The organism is Sphingopyxis alaskensis RB2256, from assembly GCF_000013985.1.
In the GTDB taxonomy this organism is placed as follows: domain Bacteria; phylum Pseudomonadota; class Alphaproteobacteria; order Sphingomonadales; family Sphingomonadaceae; genus Sphingopyxis; species Sphingopyxis alaskensis.
Genome location: NC_008048.1, coordinates 336012 through 351947, shown reverse-complemented (window position 1 = coordinate 351947; position 15936 = coordinate 336012). Strand labels below are relative to the sequence as shown.

At 66.1% G+C, this 15936-nt stretch carries 17 protein-coding genes; 11 read left to right on the top strand and 6 right to left on the bottom strand.

The genetic code is table 11. The features are described from left to right. Window positions 1-4 precede the first annotated feature (4 nt). The 6 genes from SALA_RS01730 to pyk all read right to left on the bottom strand — a co-directional run bounded on the left by SALA_RS01730 (window position 5) and on the right by pyk (window position 8902). On the bottom strand, window positions 5-853 hold the full coding sequence (locus SALA_RS01730; RefSeq protein WP_011540660.1) for a phosphodiesterase: 849 nt from the start codon (window positions 851-853) through the stop codon (window positions 5-7). A gap of 41 nt (window positions 854-894) precedes the next feature. Next, a complete protein-coding gene (locus SALA_RS01725; protein ID WP_011540659.1) occupies window positions 895-2829 on the bottom strand; it encodes a cytochrome c3 family protein in 1935 nt (644 codons plus the stop codon). Between the two features lie 10 nt (window positions 2830-2839). Then, window positions 2840-3721, bottom strand: coding sequence for a hypothetical protein (locus tag SALA_RS01720; protein ID WP_011540658.1), 882 nt, complete (start codon window positions 3719-3721; stop codon window positions 2840-2842). Continuing rightward, window positions 3721-6156, bottom strand: coding sequence for an NAD(P)-binding domain-containing protein (locus tag SALA_RS01715; protein WP_011540657.1), 2436 nt, complete (start codon window positions 6154-6156; stop codon window positions 3721-3723). Before SALA_RS01715 ends, SALA_RS01720 begins: the two co-directional genes overlap by 1 nt. A gap of 290 nt (window positions 6157-6446) precedes the next feature. Beyond that, the gene (locus SALA_RS01710) at window positions 6447-7220 is read right to left on the bottom strand and encodes an arginyltransferase (RefSeq protein ID WP_011540656.1); all 774 of its coding nucleotides are present in this window, start codon (window positions 7218-7220) and stop codon (window positions 6447-6449) included. Window positions 7221-7447: 227 nt separating this feature from the next. Further along, a complete protein-coding gene (gene pyk / locus SALA_RS01705) occupies window positions 7448-8902 on the bottom strand; it encodes a pyruvate kinase (protein WP_011540655.1) in 1455 nt (484 codons plus the stop codon). 98 nt (window positions 8903-9000) lie between these two features. On the opposite strand from pyk, the gene SALA_RS01700 reads away from it, so the two are divergent. The 11 genes from SALA_RS01700 to tolR all read left to right on the top strand — a co-directional run bounded on the left by SALA_RS01700 (window position 9001) and on the right by tolR (window position 15936). Further along, window positions 9001-9330: a DUF1244 domain-containing protein gene (locus tag SALA_RS01700; protein WP_011540654.1), complete on the top strand. Its 330-nt coding sequence runs from the start codon at window positions 9001-9003 to the stop codon at window positions 9328-9330. Between the two features lie 55 nt (window positions 9331-9385). Further along, the gene (locus tag SALA_RS01695; RefSeq protein ID WP_011540653.1) at window positions 9386-9628 is read left to right on the top strand and encodes a DUF2312 domain-containing protein; all 243 of its coding nucleotides are present in this window, start codon (window positions 9386-9388) and stop codon (window positions 9626-9628) included. Between the two features lie 53 nt (window positions 9629-9681). Next, on the top strand, window positions 9682-9999 hold the full coding sequence (locus SALA_RS01690; protein ID WP_011540652.1) for a YbjQ family protein: 318 nt from the start codon (window positions 9682-9684) through the stop codon (window positions 9997-9999). 171 nt (window positions 10000-10170) lie between these two features. Next, window positions 10171-10917 carry a YebC/PmpR family DNA-binding transcriptional regulator gene (locus SALA_RS01685; RefSeq protein WP_011540651.1) on the top strand — a complete coding sequence of 249 codons (747 nt, stop codon included), beginning with the start codon at window positions 10171-10173 and terminating at the stop codon, window positions 10915-10917. 139 nt (window positions 10918-11056) lie between these two features. Then, window positions 11057-11527: a crossover junction endodeoxyribonuclease RuvC gene (gene ruvC / locus SALA_RS01680; protein ID WP_011540650.1), complete on the top strand. Its 471-nt coding sequence runs from the start codon at window positions 11057-11059 to the stop codon at window positions 11525-11527. A gap of 312 nt (window positions 11528-11839) precedes the next feature. After that, window positions 11840-12439: a Holliday junction branch migration protein RuvA gene (gene ruvA / locus SALA_RS01675; protein ID WP_011540649.1), complete on the top strand. Its 600-nt coding sequence runs from the start codon at window positions 11840-11842 to the stop codon at window positions 12437-12439. Then, entirely contained in the window at window positions 12436-12840 is a 405-nt protein-coding gene (locus SALA_RS01670; RefSeq protein WP_011540648.1) for a GFA family protein, read from the top strand. The genes ruvA and SALA_RS01670 overlap by 4 nt, the downstream gene beginning before the upstream one ends. A gap of 204 nt (window positions 12841-13044) precedes the next feature. Further along, complete coding sequence (ruvB, locus tag SALA_RS01665) at window positions 13045-14061, top strand: Holliday junction branch migration DNA helicase RuvB (protein ID WP_011540647.1); 1017 nt, start codon at window positions 13045-13047, stop codon at window positions 14059-14061. Window positions 14062-14243: 182 nt separating this feature from the next. Further along, complete coding sequence (locus SALA_RS01660) at window positions 14244-14723, top strand: YbgC/FadM family acyl-CoA thioesterase (RefSeq protein ID WP_011540646.1); 480 nt, start codon at window positions 14244-14246, stop codon at window positions 14721-14723. After that, window positions 14717-15415, top strand: a complete 699-nt coding sequence (gene tolQ / locus SALA_RS01655; RefSeq protein ID WP_011540645.1) for a protein TolQ — start codon at window positions 14717-14719, stop codon at window positions 15413-15415. The genes SALA_RS01660 and tolQ overlap by 7 nt, the downstream gene beginning before the upstream one ends. Next, complete coding sequence (gene tolR, locus SALA_RS01650) at window positions 15415-15936, top strand: protein TolR (RefSeq protein ID WP_011540644.1); 522 nt, start codon at window positions 15415-15417, stop codon at window positions 15934-15936. Before tolQ ends, tolR begins: the two co-directional genes overlap by 1 nt.

The following is a 15936-nucleotide window of genomic DNA, read 5'->3' as shown; positions in this document are numbered from 1 at the left end:
GCACTTACCCCGGCCGCTCGGCCTTCAATTCGCGGACCAGCGGTTGCAGCCGCTCGTCATATTTCGCCAGCATCGTGTGCGCGCCGGCATGGTCGTAAAAACTCACCAGCTCGCGCCCGTTCCAGCGGTGCAGCGCATAGGCGGGGTCTTCGGCGACGATCATCGGCCGGTCGTCGGGATGGTTCTCGTCAATCGGGCGAAGGTCGAGCGACACCTGCGGCGCGGTCGATGAACAGATGGCGATGGTGCGTCCCTCCCACGCCACCGTCACGCTGCGATGCAAATGGCCGCAGATCAGGCCGCGCACCTGCGGGTGACGGCGGACGACGTCGGTAAAGGTCGCGACCCATGGTTCGTCGGGGTGCGTATTCATCCACTCGATCCCGCTTTCGACCGGCGGATGGTGCATGACGATATAGGTCGGCCTGGCGGGCGCTTTCGCCAGCTCGGCATCGAGCCACGCCGCCCGGCGTTCGCAAAAGGCGCCACCGTGGCGCCCCTCCTCCAGTGTATCGATCGTGACGAGACGCAGTTCGGGAAGCTCGACCGTATATTGAACAAAGCCGTTGCCGTCGTCGAACCCCGGAAAACGCGCATGGAAATTGTCGCGCAGGTCATGGTTGCCGACGCTCGGCCATACGGGAAAGGGGCAGCGTGAAAAGGCGGTGGCGAGGCGGCGATAGCTGTCGGCGTCGCCACGATCGGTGATGTCCCCGGTGGCGAGCAGCAGGTCGGGGCGGTTCGGCCCCTCGATCAGCACGTCGAGCACCTCGTCGAGGCGCTTGCGATTATATTCGGCCGGATTGTCCGGATCGAACCCGATGTGGATATCGGTGATCTGGGCGATCAGCATATCCGTCCCCTGCTGTCACCGGCTGGTCCCGGCCCGATAGTTCACCCGCCCCGCCTTGCCCCGTGCAAGGCCGGTGTGCGCCACGTCACATGATAAAGACCACGCGCGGCGGCACCTGTGATCGCGGTCACACTCACACTGGCACCGGCGCGTTTATTTGTGATTGCCACGCTGTTAACTCTCTGCTGACGCTTCGGCGCCCACGGTTTGCCGCCGTCCGAATGATATTCATGGCACATGGCGCAGGGCGATTCGGTCGCGGTTTCGACCTTCACCAGCCGCGCCCCACCTTCGCCGACATGACAGTCGCGGCACTGGCGAAGGCCCGGCACGAGCAGGTCGGTCGACGCTTTCGACGCGGGCGCTGCGGTATGGCAATCGGCGCACGCGGTTTCCTTGTGCGCGTCATGGTCGAACCAGCCCTTTTGCAGGTAACGCTGCGTCTGGTTCACCGCCGCGACGCGCCAGCTGCTGCCCGCCCGTGGGGCGAAGATGGTGTGGCAGTCGTAACAGGCGCCGCCCTTGGAAAAGATTGCGCGCACGGCATCCTGCGCGCGGGCCGGCCGCACCGCCACCTCGTTGAAATAGATGTTGTAAACCTGCCCCTCGGCATAGGCTCCCGGCCGCCGCCGCTGCATTCCGCCCAGTTGAAGCGGTCGCGACGGCGGGGTCGAGCGGTAATAGGCGGTCAGGTCGGCGATGACCTGCGTCGGCTCGCCGTGGCGCAGCGTCCGCGTCACCCCGCCGACGGTCTCGAACGCCAGGCTGTGACACATCGCGCAGTCGCGCTCCATCTCGACGGGCTTGACGCGCACACCATCGGCCTCGACCCGGTGGCAATTCTCGCATTCCAGCTTCCGCCCGAAATCATGACGGCCCCGAAAACTCGCCGCCATACGCGCGACCCCGCCATTCGCCCGCAGGTGCAGGTCGTGCGGGAACTTCAGGCCGTTGTCGTCGACGACGCCCTTCGCCAGCATCATACGCTCCAGTTTACCGCCCGGCACGGCGCGGACGAGTGGGCGGAACTCGGGGTGGCCCGTGCCGAAATCGCTGGCATCGGCCAGCATCGTCGGATGCCCCGCACTTTTGAGCCGGCCCTGCATCCCGTCGTGGCAATCGGCGCAGAATTGCTGCGGCGTCGCCGCCATCGGCCCGGCGCCCTCATGCTCGGTATGGCAATCGACGCAGCGTCCCTGCGGCCGGTTGAATGCCTCGCCGACATTGGCGAGGAACTTGTCGAACCCGCCCGGCGGGGCGCGCGCCGCGAGCAGCATCGCGGTCGGCGCACCGGCGTGCGCCATGCTCATCGCCTTGTGCTCACCCGTGTGACAGTTCACGCACGCACTGTCGGTCACCGCGACGAACGGCTCGACGTGGCACGACTGGCAATCCTTGGTCAGATTGGCGTGCGCGCTCGACAGCGGACCCGACAGCCAGGTACGGTCGGCGTGGAAGCCGTCGGGCCGCTCGTCGACCTGGCGATAGCTGTGCCATGCCCAGATCGGCCCCACGAGGAACGCCAGCAGCATCAGCAGGCCAAAGGTCCACGCCCCGACCCGCTTGCCCGGCATCACGCCCGCGAGCGAAAAGGCCTTTACCTCGTCGACATCCTTCGACGATTGCGACAATTCGTCGATGCGCTCGACGAGGAGGATGATCCTGCCGTCCTCGCGCGCGATCGTCAGCCGGTGGCCGCCGAAGCGAAGCTCACCCCCCGCCGCGCTGTCGATGTCGGCGACGGTTTCGGTGCGGCCGTTGAGGTCGAACCCCAGCCCCTCCTGCGCCGTCACCCGCACCGTGCGCCCATCGCTGCTGGCGATCGTCGCATGGTGCGGATTTACCGCCAGATCGGCGACGTGAATCCCGTTCGCGCTGTCGCGACCCAGCGTGATCGTGTCGCCCGGCAGCGGCTGATCGCGGACGATCTGCTTGCCCGTCTTGGTCGTCGCGATGCGGCGCAGGATGAAGCTCATCGTCCCCGCCTCACCAATAGAAAAAGACGCTGACGATATGCGCCGACAGCGCCGCGATCAGCGCAAAGGTCAGCGGCACATGCACATAGAGCCAGATTTCGAGCAGCGCGCGCAGCCGCAGATGTTCGCGCAGCCGCGCCAGCGCCGCCTCCTTCTGCGACAACAGCTGCACGACCTTGGCGCGCGCGTCGGCATTGCCACCCTGCGATGCCGCCAGCGCCCGGCGCGCGGCGGCGGTAGCGCAGCCCGGATAGCGTCCGCGCAGCCGTGCCCAAGCGCCGCCCGCAAACGGATCCTGGTCGAGCGAGCCGAGCACCGCCGCGCTGTCCGCCGGGGTCAGCGGCTGCGCGGCGCTGTGCAATTGCCGGTCAAAGGCGCGGATCGCCTCCAGCATCTGCATCTGCGTCATCTGATCGCGGTTGTTCGACAGCGCCGCGGGCAAGGTCGCATAGACGATCACGCCATAGAGCCCCGACAGGATGACGAGCATCATCAGCACCCAGGCGAGCGTGTGGACGTTCCAGCCGAGCTGGAACCCGGTGTGCCAGGTGCCGATGATGATCAGGCTCAAACCCAGATAGACATGCGCCGAGGTCCAGGCTTTGAGCGACCAGTAATCGCGCGTCATCTTGCGCTTGCGATAGCCGAGCGCGGTGAGCCACAGGATCAGCAGCGCGCCGATCGTGCCGAGCGTATAGCCGTACCAGCTCCCCCCATTGTGCCGCGGCGTCACATCGATCAGCGCATAGGACAGGATGACCAGCAGGCAGAGCCCGCCCGAAATCTTCGCCCAGCGAAACCCCGCATAGCGCAGGAAGCCCTCGTGCTGGCGCTCGCGCACCCGCTCTACCTGTGTGGCCTTCGACCGGCGCCGCTGGAACAGGCTCGCCATCAGTCGGTCGCCTCGCCCAGCCGCGCGATCGACAGAAACTCTTCGGGCGACACGCGGATCGCCGCCCCCGTCGGACAGGCGCGCACGCACGCCGGGCCGCCGGCGATGCCCTTGCACATGTCGCATTTGACCGCGATCTTCTTGGGTTTCTCGTCGCCTAATTGCTTCTTGGTCCATTTGGGCGAGGGTTCGCCCGGCCCCGGCCCGCGCCCGAGCAGCAGCCAGCTCAAAAGCCCCGGTTTGGGCGGCGGCGCCGCTTCCATGCGAATCACGCCATAGGGGCAGTTGCGCATGCAGTTGCCGCAGCCGATGCAGCCCGGCTCCATGAACACCTCGCCATCGGGGCCGCGGTGGATGACGTTCGGCGGACAGTCGGCCATGCAGTGCGGATGCTCGCAGTGGCGGCAGCTCGTGGGGACGTGCAGGTGGGCGAAGGTCTTGCCCGCCTCGCGGTCGAGCCGCGACAGCCCTTCGTGGCTGTCGGCACACGCCTTTTCGCAATTGTCGCAGCCGACGCACAGATTCTCGTCGATCAGCAGCGCGTCGGTCGCCTCGCCCAGCCCCTCCTTCATGATGAAGCTCGCGGTGTCCGAATAGAGGTCGACCGCGCTCGAATAGCTCGCCTTGCGCGATTCGATGAAGCTGTTCATCGCGGCGCGCTCGGCCACCGCGGCCTCGGTCGCTTCGCGCACCTGCGGCCGCGCCGCGAGCATCTTGCGGAAACTGTCGCCGGTCAGCTTGATCACCTCGCTGCCGACCGCGGCCTTGACCGTCGCGTTGCGCGGCTCGCCGCTCAGCACGCCCATTTCGCCAAAAAAGCTGCCGGCGGGCAGGTAGCGCAGGAAGATCGGCTTGCCGCCGATGTCCTTCTCGACCACCATCGATCCCGAGCGGATGACGTAAACGTCGTCGCCCTGCTCGCCCTCGATCAGCACGGCCTTGCCCGCGGGTACGCGCTCGACCTCCGCCGCCTCGACGACCGGCGCCAGATCCTCGGCGGTCAGCCCGCCCTTGAAGATTTGCAACAATTGGCGTTCGAGCGAGATGCGGTTGATCGCGCGCCTGGCGCCGGGGACCGCGGCCATCAGCTTGAGCGCCGCGGTGCGCGACACCTCGACGAAGATGCTGTCGGCGCCCGCGCGGATCGTCGCGCCGCGCTTGCGCCCCGAAATCAGCCCGACCTCGCCGAAAATCGATCCCTGTTCGATCGGCACGGTGGCGCCGGGACCGACCTCGACCTCGGCGTGGCCGTCGGCGATGGCGAACAGCGACGATCCCGGCTCGCCCTTTTCGAACACCACCTCGCCCTTGCGATAGAAAGCGACCTTCGAATCGAGCATGAACTCGCGCATCTGCAGCGGCGACACATCGGCAAAGATGCTCACCCGTTCGCGCAGATAGTCGAGCCATTCGCTCACCGGCTTCTGCTGCGGCAGGCCCGCAAATATCGCCGCCAGATCCTTTTCGTCGGCGGGGGTCAGCGCCATGTTGCCATTGATGAACTCGACGACGTCATAGCCCTGGTTCATGCAATGCTTGATCAGCGGATAGCCCGCGAGCGCGCCGATGACGAAAATGCCGGGCACCGTCGATTCAAAGGTCGGCGACAGCTTGGGAAAGGCCTCGCGGTCGGGGCCGGTGAACTCGATCCCCATCGATTCGACGAAAGCCCGCGGCGCGACCGAGCCCAGCCGCGCGACGATGACGTCGCAGGGAATGCGTTCCTCGCCATCGGGGGTGTCGAGCGTCAGCCAGCCCGGTTCGACCTTTTTCGGCTGCGTCTCGGTACGGATCGAAATGAGCCCGTTTTCGGCCGCTTCCATCAGGTCGGATACATTCTTGGCCTTGGCGCGCGCGAAATCCCTGGACCGGTTCAGGATGGTGACGGTGTTTTCCAGCGCCTCCTCGGCCACCCCCAGCGCATTTTCGATGCCGGCGTCGCCCGAACCGACGACGGTGATATGCTTGTCCCTGAAATCCTCGGGATCGTCGACCTGATAGATGATGTGCGGCAGGTCATATCCCTCGCAGCGCAACCGGTTCGGATTGCCCTGCGTACCGATTGCCAGCACGATATTTTCGGCGTGAAACACATCGCCCTTCGCCGTCCTGATCGCGAACGCGCCCTTCTCGCCGGTCACTTCGGCGACATCGGCACGATATGCCACATTGACCTTGTTGTTCGCGGCGTCCTCGTCCCAATTCGCGAGAATCTGCTCGCGTGCGCCTTCGGCAAAGCGGCAGTCGGAGCGGAGGTCGAGTCGCTCGGGCGTCGCCAGCACGCGCTTGCCCTTCTGATATTTGAAGATGGTGTCCGACAGATGGTCGGTCTTTTCGAGCAGGACGTGACTCATCCCCAGCTGCGCCGCGCGCGCGGCCGCGCTCAGCCCCGCCGGGCCCGATCCGATGATCGCAACCTTGACCGGCTCGCTCATGCGAACACGCCGCCGCGGGCGGACCGATCATCCGCGATCAAGCCATCGGCGAACGCATGCACGGGCATCCCATTTCCCCCAATCGCCCATCCCTGGGCGACCACCAACGCTGGATGCGACCCGGACTTATGTCCTGACGGCAAGCTATGCCCTTGAAAGCGGGAAAAGGTCAACCGGCGACACGGCGATCTGCATTGCTGCGAGACGTTCGCAATCTTTTGTTATTGAGGAAGCGGCATCGCCTATCGGGAGGCTGCTAACGACCGGAAGCGGCCTGAAGCCGCCACCATTCAAGCCAGTTCGAACATCGCCGCGATCCGCTCCGACGGCGTCGGCTCGAAGCGTGACCAGCCATCGGGGCCGAGCTTTTCGAGCGGGCGGAAGCGTGCCTTGTACGCCATGCGCGCCGATCCCTCGATCCAGTAGCCCAGGTAGACATAGGGCAGCCCCGCCTTGGCGGCGCGCAACACATGGTCGGCGATGATGTAGGTGCCCAGCCCCTCGCGCAGCGGATGATGCGCATCGAAAAAGCTGTAGATCATCGACAGCCCGTCGCCCTGCCGGTCGGTCAGGCAACAGCCGACAAGCCGCCCCTTGCCGCCGCCCGCCACCGGCTCGCGATATTCGATCATATAGCTGTCCACCGGGGTCTGTTCGACCATGTCGGCAAAATCCTGCTCGTCCATGTCGGCCATGCCGCCGTCGGGGTGGCGCGAGGCGAGATAGGAGCGCAGCAGCGCATATTGCTCTTCGGTGGCCCACGGCTTGCACGCCGTGACGACCAGATCGCCGTTGCGGCGCAGCGTGCGCTTCTGTGAGTTGCTCGGCGCAAACTCGCTCGCGCAGACGCGCACCGAAACGCACGCCGAACAATCGGCGCAGCTCGGGCGATAGGCGACCGACTGGCTGCGGCGAAAGCCGATCCGGCCCAGCGCGTCGTTGAGTTCGGTTGCATTGTTTCCGCTGAGCTCAGTGAAAACCTTGCGTTCGGTCCTGCCCGCCAGATAGGGGCACGGCGCCGGGCTGGTGACGAAAAAGCGCGGAAAACGGAACGGTGCGGACACGCGGAATAGACCTCCGAACTGGCGATGCGGAGCCCTGCGACGCGGGCCCGGCGCGCTGTTTGCACCAACTATGCCGCGCGGCGTCAATGGTGCAAAGACCATTTACCATTTTTAGTCGTGCCGATCTGAATCAGATCGAATATTTTATGAATCGGTCGGTAACTTTTGTGCCGGACTGAATCACAATGCCGCCGCCTTCCCCGTTCGTCATTCCGGCGAAGCTCTGCTCAGCTATACCCACGCAGCTCGTCGCCGGTCAGCGTCGCGACGTGGAGCACATTGGTCGATCCCGGCGTGCCGAATGGCACCCCCGCCATCATCACCAGCTTCGATCCCGCCTTGCCGATCCCGTGGCGCAGCGCCATGCGCTTGCCCTTGGCGATCATCTCCTCGAAACTGCCGATGTCCCTGGTCGGCACGGCATGCGCGCCCCACAGCAGCCCCATGCGCCGCGCTGCTTCCTTCCTCGGCGTCAGCACGAGCAAGGGGGCGCCCGGCCGCTCGCGCGCGACGCGGCGCGCGGTCGATCCCGATGCAGTGAAACAGATGATCGCATCGGCGGCGATCGTCGTGATGATGCTGCCCGCCGCCTCGGCCAGCGCGTCGGCGGTTGTCGCGTCGGGCTGTGTCTCGGTGAAGTGGAGACGGCGGAAATAATCGGGATCGCCTTCGACCGAGCGCGCAATCGAATCCATCATGGTGACGGCTTCGACCGGCCACGCGCCCGCGGCGGTCTCGGCCGACAGCATGATCGCGTCGGCGCCGTCATAAACCGCGGTCGCGACATCGCTGACTTCCGCGCGCGTCGGCGAGGGCGAGACGATCATCGATTCGAGCATCTGCGTCGCGACCACCACCGGCTTGCCCATCCGCCGCGCGGTCGCGACGATGCGTTTCTGAAGCGGCGGCACGGCTTCGGGAGGAAGTTCGACCCCCAGATCGCCGCGCGCGACCATCGCCGCGTCGGCAAGTTCCAAAATCTCGTCGATCCGCTGCACCCCCGACGGCTTCTCGAACTTGACGAGCAGCGCCGCCTTGCCGCCGATCAGCCGCCGCGCTTCGGCGACATCTTCGGGTCGCTGCACGAAGGACAGCGCGATCCAGTCGACATGCTGTTCGAGCGCGAAGGCGAGATCCTTGCGATCCTTTTCGGTGAGCGCCGCCAGCGGCACGACGACGTCGGGGACATTGACCCCCTTGCGATCCGAAATCTTGCCCCCGACCTCGACAATCGTTTCGATCCGCTCGGCCGACACGCTCTTCACGCGCAACACCAGCTTGCCGTCGTCAATGAGCAGCCGTGTATCGGGTTCGAGCGCCGCGAACAGCTCGGGGTGCGGCAGATGCACGCGCGTCGCGTCGCCGGGAGCCGTGTCGGTATCGAGCATGAACGCTGCACCCTTGACCAGCTCGGCGGGGCCATCCCTGAACGTCCCGACGCGCAGCTTTGGCCCCTGCAGGTCGACGAGGATCGTCGTCGGGCGCCCCGTTTCCTTCTCAAGCGACCGGATCGCCGCAATCACCTTTGCATGACCCGCATGGTCGCCATGGCTCATATTGACGCGAAAGGCGTCGGCGCCCGCACGGTGCAGCGCGGCGATCATCTCGGCATTGGCGCTCGCGGGGCCAAGCGTCGCCAGGATACGCACCTTGCGCTGGCGGGGGGTAAAGCTCTGAACCACGATTGCTCCGCTTGCCTGATTGCCGTTACGGTGTGCGAGGCATGGCGCGTCGCGCGCCCCAGCGCAACCACCGTATAGCTATTCAGGAAAGTCCGAACATGTCATGCAGCGATCAACAGGCCGCCCCGAATGATGCCCTCGACACCCTCGACGATGCCGTCGCGGCCGCCGCTTTCCGCCGCCTCGTCCGCCTGCTCCGGCATCGCCACGACGCCGCGAACATCGACCTGATGGGGCTCGCGGGTTTCTGCCGCAACTGCCTCGGCGACTGGATCGCGGAAGCAGGCGACATGGACAGGGAAACGGGCCGCGCCATCGTCCACGGCATGCCGACGGCGGAGTGGAAAGCCCGCTTTCACACCGCCGCCACCCCCGAACAGCTCACACGGATGGAAGAAAGCATGGCGAAGAATCCACGGGCCCGCTAGGGACGCGCCGAGGGCGATTCCCGTCCCATCATCTTTCATCCCAGCGGAGTATAAAATGAGCGAAGCCACCGTGTCCGACGAACAGCTGCGTCTTTTCATCGAGCGTATCGAGCGTCTGGAAGAAGAAAAAAAGGGCATCGCCGACGATATCCGCGACACCTATAATGAAGCCAAATCACAGGGTTATGACCCCAAGATCATGCGCCAGATCGTGCGCCTGCGCAAATTGCCGCCGCACGACCGCAAGGAAATGGAAGCGATCCTCGACGTTTATAAATCGGCGCTCGGCATCGACTGACGCGCGGTCCACCAGCCAGGCCACCAACCAGGCCACCAACCCGGAGAGTGACGATGTTCAGCACCACCACCAACAATATCGAAGGCCATCCGGTCCGCGAATATCTGGGCATCGTCACCGGCGAGGTGATCGTCGGCGCCAATCTGTTTCGCGACCTGTTCGCGTCGATCACCGACATCGTCGGCGGCCGCTCGGGCAAATATGAGGACGTCCTCGCCCGCGCGCGCAAGGAAGCGCTGGGCGAAATGGAGGCCGAAGCGGCGAAGCTCGGCGGCAATGCCGTCATCGGCGTCGACATCGACTATGAAGTGCTCGGCCAGAATGGCTCGATGCTGATGGTCAGCGCGTCGGGCACCGCGGTCGTCATCTGACGCCGTCATCGACAGGTTGTTTCGCGCAGAGAGCACGGCTAGAGGGGCCGAAACTCGTCATTGCGAGCGAAGCGAAGCAATCTCCTGCCCTCGGCCATGCATGATGCTGGTCACTGGAGATCGCCACGTCGCTTCGCTCCTCGCAATGACGGCAATTGATGGAGGTAGGCCGTGGCCGGCCATAGCAAGTTCAAGAACATCATGCACCGCAAGGGCGCGCAGGACAAAAAGCGCAGCGCCCTCTTCTCGAAACTCAGCCGCGAAATCACCGTCGCGGCGAAAATGGGCCTGCCCGATCCCGACGCCAACGCGCGCCTCCGCGCTGCGGTCAACGCCGCCAAGGCGCAGTCGATGCCCAAGGACAATATCCAGCGCGCGATCGACAAGGCGAGCGGCGGCGATGGCGATAATTACGAGGAAATCCGCTACGAAGGCTATGGCCCCGGCGGCGTCTCGCTGATCGTCGAGGCGCTCACCGACAACCGCAACCGCACCGCGACCAACGTGCGCACCGCGTTCAGCAGGAATGGCGGCAATCTTGGCACTTCGGGCAGCGTCAGCCACGGCTTCGACCGCCTCGGCCTCATCAGCTATCCGCCGGGCGTGGGCGACGCCGACACGGTGTTCGAGGCCGCGCTCGACGCCGGCGCCGACGATGTCGAATCGTCCGACGACGGCCACGACATCTGGACCAGCATCGACAGCCTGCACGAGGTCGCCAAGGCCCTCGAAGCCAAGCTCGGCGAAGCCGAAGGCGTCAAGCTCGCGTGGCGCCCGACGATGAAAAGCGAAGTCGCCGACGAGGCGACCGCCCAGACCCTGTTCAAGCTCATCGACACGCTCGACGACGACGACGACGTCCAAACCGTCTGGGGCAATTACGAGATTCCCGACGCGGTGATGGAGAAACTGGGTTGAGCCAAATCCTCCCCACTTGTGGGGAGGCGGCAGCGCGAAGCGCTGACGGAGGGGGGGTGCGGCCTGCGACCTCGCTTGAGGCCGCGAGCCCCCTCCACCACCCTGCGGGTGGTCCCCCTCCCCGTTCCGGGGAGGAATGATGATCATCCTCGGCCTCGACCCCTCGCTCAGTTGCACCGGCTGGGGCCTCATCCGCGTCGAGGGCAGCCGGATCAGCCATATCGCCAACGGCCAGATCAAGACCGACGCCAAGGCCGCCCTCCCCGACCGCCTCGTGCATCTCGACACCGCGCTCGCTGCGGTGATCGCCGATCATGCGCCAAAATGCGCCGCAGTCGAGGAGGTGTTCGTCAACGACAATCCGCAATCGACGCTCAAGCTCGCGCACGCGCGCGGCGTGGTCCTGCTCGGCTGTGCGCGCGGCGGGCTGACGGTCACGCAATATGCCCCGCGCCTCGTCAAGAAAGCGATCGTCGGCACCGGCGGCGCAGCGAAGGGGCAGGTGCAGGCGATGCTGGGCGTGCTGCTGCCGGGCACCAAGGTCGCGGGGCCGGATGCGGCGGACGCGCTGGCGGTCGCCATCTGCCACGCGAACCACCGGCGGCGTTGAGGAACGGCGGTTTTGGGGTGGGGAGCGGACGTAGCCCTCTCCCCGTCAGGGGAGAGGATAGCGCAGCTTGCTCCGCCAGGAGCTAGCGAAGCTTGGAGAGGGGAACACCGCCAGTCCCCTCTCAACTCCGGCTAGCCAGCAAGCTGGCAAGCCTGCGTATCTCTCCCCTGAAGGGGAGAGAGCCACTATGGCCACTTCCGGCTGAAAACAGACATTCGCCTCTCAGATCAAATCAAGCCGACGAACGTACAACGCCTTTGACAAAGCCGGAAACCGATTCCCTTTTCGTTCTCCTCGCGCTACGCAGTTTCCATGATCGCGAAACTCACCGGACGGCTCGACAGCAACGGCGCAGGCCATGCGGTGATCGATGTCGGCGGCGTCGGCTATCTGGTCGAGGCGTCGGCGCGCACCCTCGACGCGCTGGGCGCGGTCGGCGGCGAGGTCACCATCCACACCGAAATGCTGGTGGGTGAGGATTTTCTGCGCCTGCTCGGCTTCGCACGCGCCGAGGAACGCGACTGGTTCCGCCTGCTCACCAGCGTCCAGGGCGTCGGCGCCAAGGTCGCGCTGGCGATCCTCTCGGCGCTCGAAGTCGCCGACCTGCAACGCGCGCTGGCGAGCGGCGACAGCGCGATGATCGCGCGCGCCAACGGCGTCGGCCCGAAACTCGCGCAGCGCATCACGCATGAACTGAAGGACAAGGCCGGCGCGCTCGGCGGCATTTCGGGGAGCGGCCCGGCCCTCTCGGCCGCCGCCGGCCCGGTCGGCGACGCCATTGCCGCACTCACCGGCCTCGGCTTCAAACCCGGCGAAGCCAGCGCCGCGGTCGCGGCGGCTAATGAGGAATTGGGCGCGGATGCCAGCCTTGATGCACTTGTCCGCGTGGCGCTCAAGAAAGCGGCGAAGTGACCGACCGCACCCGCCACCCATCCTGCCGCTGCGGGCAGGTGCGCATCGCCTGCACCGGCGAGCCGATCCGCGTGTCGGTGTGCCATTGCCGCGAGTGCAAGGCGCGCAGCGGCAGCGCCTTTGCCGCGCAGGTCCGTTTCCCCGCCGAACAGGTCCGCACCGAGGGCGAGGCGAAGCTGTGGCAATATACTGGCGACAGCGGCCACACCGCCGACTTCTTCTTTTGCCCGACCTGTGGGTCGGGCGTCTGGTACCGCGCGCGGCCCCATCACGACGCCTATGCGATCCCGCTCGGCAATTTCGAACCAGGCCACGGCTTCGCGCCCGAATATTCGGTCTGGGAAGAACGCAGGGAGCCCTGGGTCTCGATCATCGGGGACGGGATCGAGCATCATGACTGAGCCTTGCGACCCCCCTGTCCCTCTCCCGTCGGGAGAGGGTTGCGCAGACTTGGCGGCGAAGCCGCTTAGTCGAAGCTGGGTGAGGGGATCATCGGCGGCCCACATCGGCACCGCCGAGCCCCCTCATCCAACTCCGCCTAGCCGCTTTCAGCGGCAAGGCTGCGTATCCTTCTCCCTCGGAGGGAGAAGGTATAAGGCAAAACCGTGACCGACCTCACCACCCCCATCCGCACCCCCGAAGACGCCGACGCCGCGCTGCGCCCGAAAACGCTGGCCGAGTTCGTCGGCCAGGCGGCGGCGCGCGAGAATCTGCGTATCTTTATCGAGGCGGCGAAGGCGCGCGGCGACGCGCTCGACCATGTGCTCTTCTTTGGCCCGCCGGGGCTGGGCAAGACGACGCTGGCGCAGATCGTCGCGCGTGAACTTGGCGTCGGCTTCCGCTCGACCAGCGGGCCGGTGATCGCCAAGGCGGGCGACCTTGCCGCGCTGCTCACCAATCTAGAGGACGGCGATGTCCTGTTCATCGACGAAATCCACCGCCTGTCGCCCGCGGTCGAGGAAATCCTCTATCCCGCGATGGAGGACCGCGCGCTCGACATCATGATCGGCGAGGGGCCGTCGGCGCGTTCGGTCCGCATCGACCTCCCCCAATTCACCCTCGTCGGCGCGACTACGCGGCAAGGCCTGCTGACGACGCCGCTGCGCGATCGCTTCGGCATTCCGGTGCGGCTCAATTTCTATACGCACGCCGAGCTGGAGCAGGTGATCGGCCGCGCGGCGCGGTTGCTTGGTCTTGCCATCGCGCCCGACGGCGCGCTGGAAATCGCCAAGCGTTCGCGCGGGACGCCGCGCATCGCGGGACGGCTGCTGCGCCGCGTGCGCGATTTCGCGGCCGTGGCGGGGCACGCCATCGTCGATGCACGCGCCGCCGATGCCGCGCTCAACCGGCTGGAGGTCGATGCGCTGGGCCTCGATGCGATGGACCGGCGCTATCTGACGATGATCGCCGACATCTATCGCGGCGGTCCGGTCGGGGTGGAAACGCTCGCCGCAGGCCTTTCGGAGCCGCGCGACACGATCGAGGATGTGATCGAGCCCTATTTGCTGCAAATCGGGCTGATCGCCCGCACCGCGCGCGGGCGGACGCTCAACGCCAGCGCGTGGAAACATCTGGGGCTCAATCCACCCGCCGGGTCGCAGGACGGGCTGTTCGACAAATGATCGTCGCCCCCGCGAAGGCGGGGGCCGCTGGAGAATCTTCTCCAACCCGGCTGCGTAAGCCGATAGCGGCCCCCGCCTTCGCGGGGGCGACGCTATACGGGCTCCACCAACCGGCCCCCGACTGCGACAAAGCGTTTATCAGGGCTTTGCGGCGAGTCGAAGCGCGGCTATCGGTCGAAGCGATGGTCAATGCCCCACCCCCCTTCGTCCCCGGCGCCTTTGTCGGGATCGAGCATCATTACCGGGCGCGCGTCTATTTCGAGGACACCGACCTTTCGGGCATCGTCTATCACGCCAATTATCTGCGCTATATGGAGCGCGCGCGATCGGACATGCTGCGTCTTGCGGGGATCGATCAGCGCGCGGCGATGGAAGACGGCGAAGGCGCCTGGGCGGTCACCGATCTTTCGATCAAATACCGCAGCCCCGCAAAGCTCGACGACGATCTGCTCGTCGTCAGCACGGTCGAGGTGGTACGCGGCGCGAGCGTCATCATCGCACAGCGCATCCTTCGCACAAATGATACGTTAAGCGGCGAGACATTGACCGACGGCAGGGTCACGGCCGCCTTCCTCTCACCCACCGGGCGGCCACGGCGCCAGCCCGCGGACTGGGTGCAGCGTTTCACCGCGATCATGAATGGAGACAACATCCCTTGCTAGACAATATCTCGCTGGCCGCCGATGCGGCGACCTTGTCGCCCGTCGCGCTGTTCCTTCAGGCTGACATCATCGTCAAGGCGGTGATGATCGGCCTGCTCGCCGCCTCCATCTATGTCTGGGCGGTGATCTTCACCCACGGCCGCGGCGTCGGCAAGCTGATGCGCGCGTCGGAGCGGTTCGAGCGCGATTTCTGGCGCGCCGACAATATCGACCGCTTTTTCGACAAGAATGGCGCCGAAGAGCTGCCGAGCGCGAAGGTGCTGAGCGCCGGGATCGGCGAATGGCGGCGTTCGACCAAGGGCAAGGTGATCGACCGCGACGGCACGCGCGAACGGCTGGGCATTGCGATGAACAGCGCGATTGCAGGAGAGATCGACCGGCTGGCCGAGAAAATCGGGACGCTCGCCACCATCGGCGCGGTCGCGCCCTTCGTCGGGCTGTTCGGCACCGTCTGGGGCATCATGCGCAGCTTCACCGCAATCGCGGCGGAGAATAACAGCAGTCTGGCGGTCGTTGCGCCGGGGATCGCCGAGGCGCTGTTCGCGACGGCAATCGGCCTGTTCGCCGCCATTCCGGCGGTGATCGCCTACAACGCCTTTTCCCAGCGCCTGAATCGCCTCGAATCGCGCCTCGGCCGCTTTGCCGACGGGCTGCACGCGACGTTCAGCCGCGAACTGGAGGTCGAGGCCTGATGGCGATGACCGGACCTTCGGGCGGCGGCGGTGGACGGCGCGGGCGCGGCCATCGCCGCGCGCCGATGTCGGAGATCAACGTCACGCCGCTGGTCGACGTGATGCTCGTGCTGCTGATCATTTTCATGATCACCGCGCCGCTGCTCGCCTCGGCGGTGCCGATCGACCTGCCCGAAAGTCGCGCCAAGCCGGTCGAGACCGAGGAAGAGGAGCCGGTGCAGCTTTCGATCAATGCCGACGACACGCTCTATATCGGCGACGAGATCGTGCCCGAGGCCGAGCTTCCCGCACGGCTCGACGCGATTGCGCGCGAACGGCGGGGCGAGGACAGGCCGCGCCAGATCATGCTCCGCGCCGACAAGGGACTCGATTATGGCCGGGTGATGCGCGTGATGGGCGAGCTCAACCGCGCGGGCCTGACGCGCATCGCGCTGGTGACGACGGGCGCCGAAGCGTCGGCCGACACGCCGCCGCCGACCGCCGACGCCGCGGTCACCGACGGTTCAGATAGCGGGCAATAG

Bases quoted from the DNA above. Each gene is read 5' to 3' on its own strand.
- ruvA (WP_011540649.1), top strand. From the start codon at position 11,840: ATGATCGCGAAACTCACCGGACGGCTCGACAGCAACGGCGCAGGCCAT.
- ruvC (WP_011540650.1), top strand. From the start codon at position 11,057: ATGATCATCCTCGGCCTCGACCCCTCGCTCAGTTGCACCGGCTGGGGC.
- SALA_RS01695 (WP_011540653.1), top strand. From the start codon at position 9,386: ATGAGCGAAGCCACCGTGTCCGACGAACAGCTGCGTCTTTTCATCGAG.
- SALA_RS01725 (WP_011540659.1), bottom strand. From the start codon at position 2,829: ATGAGCTTCATCCTGCGCCGCATCGCGACGACCAAGACGGGCAAGCAG.
- tolR (WP_011540644.1), top strand. From the start codon at position 15,415: ATGGCGATGACCGGACCTTCGGGCGGCGGCGGTGGACGGCGCGGGCGC.
- SALA_RS01660 (WP_011540646.1), top strand. From the start codon at position 14,244: ATGGTCAATGCCCCACCCCCCTTCGTCCCCGGCGCCTTTGTCGGGATC.
- SALA_RS01715 (WP_011540657.1), bottom strand. From the start codon at position 6,156: ATGAGCGAGCCGGTCAAGGTTGCGATCATCGGATCGGGCCCGGCGGGG.
- SALA_RS01720 (WP_011540658.1), bottom strand. From the start codon at position 3,721: ATGGCGAGCCTGTTCCAGCGGCGCCGGTCGAAGGCCACACAGGTAGAG.
- SALA_RS01730 (WP_011540660.1), bottom strand. From the start codon at position 853: ATGCTGATCGCCCAGATCACCGATATCCACATCGGGTTCGATCCGGAC.
- SALA_RS01690 (WP_011540652.1), top strand. From the start codon at position 9,682: ATGTTCAGCACCACCACCAACAATATCGAAGGCCATCCGGTCCGCGAA.
- SALA_RS01700 (WP_011540654.1), top strand. From the start codon at position 9,001: ATGTCATGCAGCGATCAACAGGCCGCCCCGAATGATGCCCTCGACACC.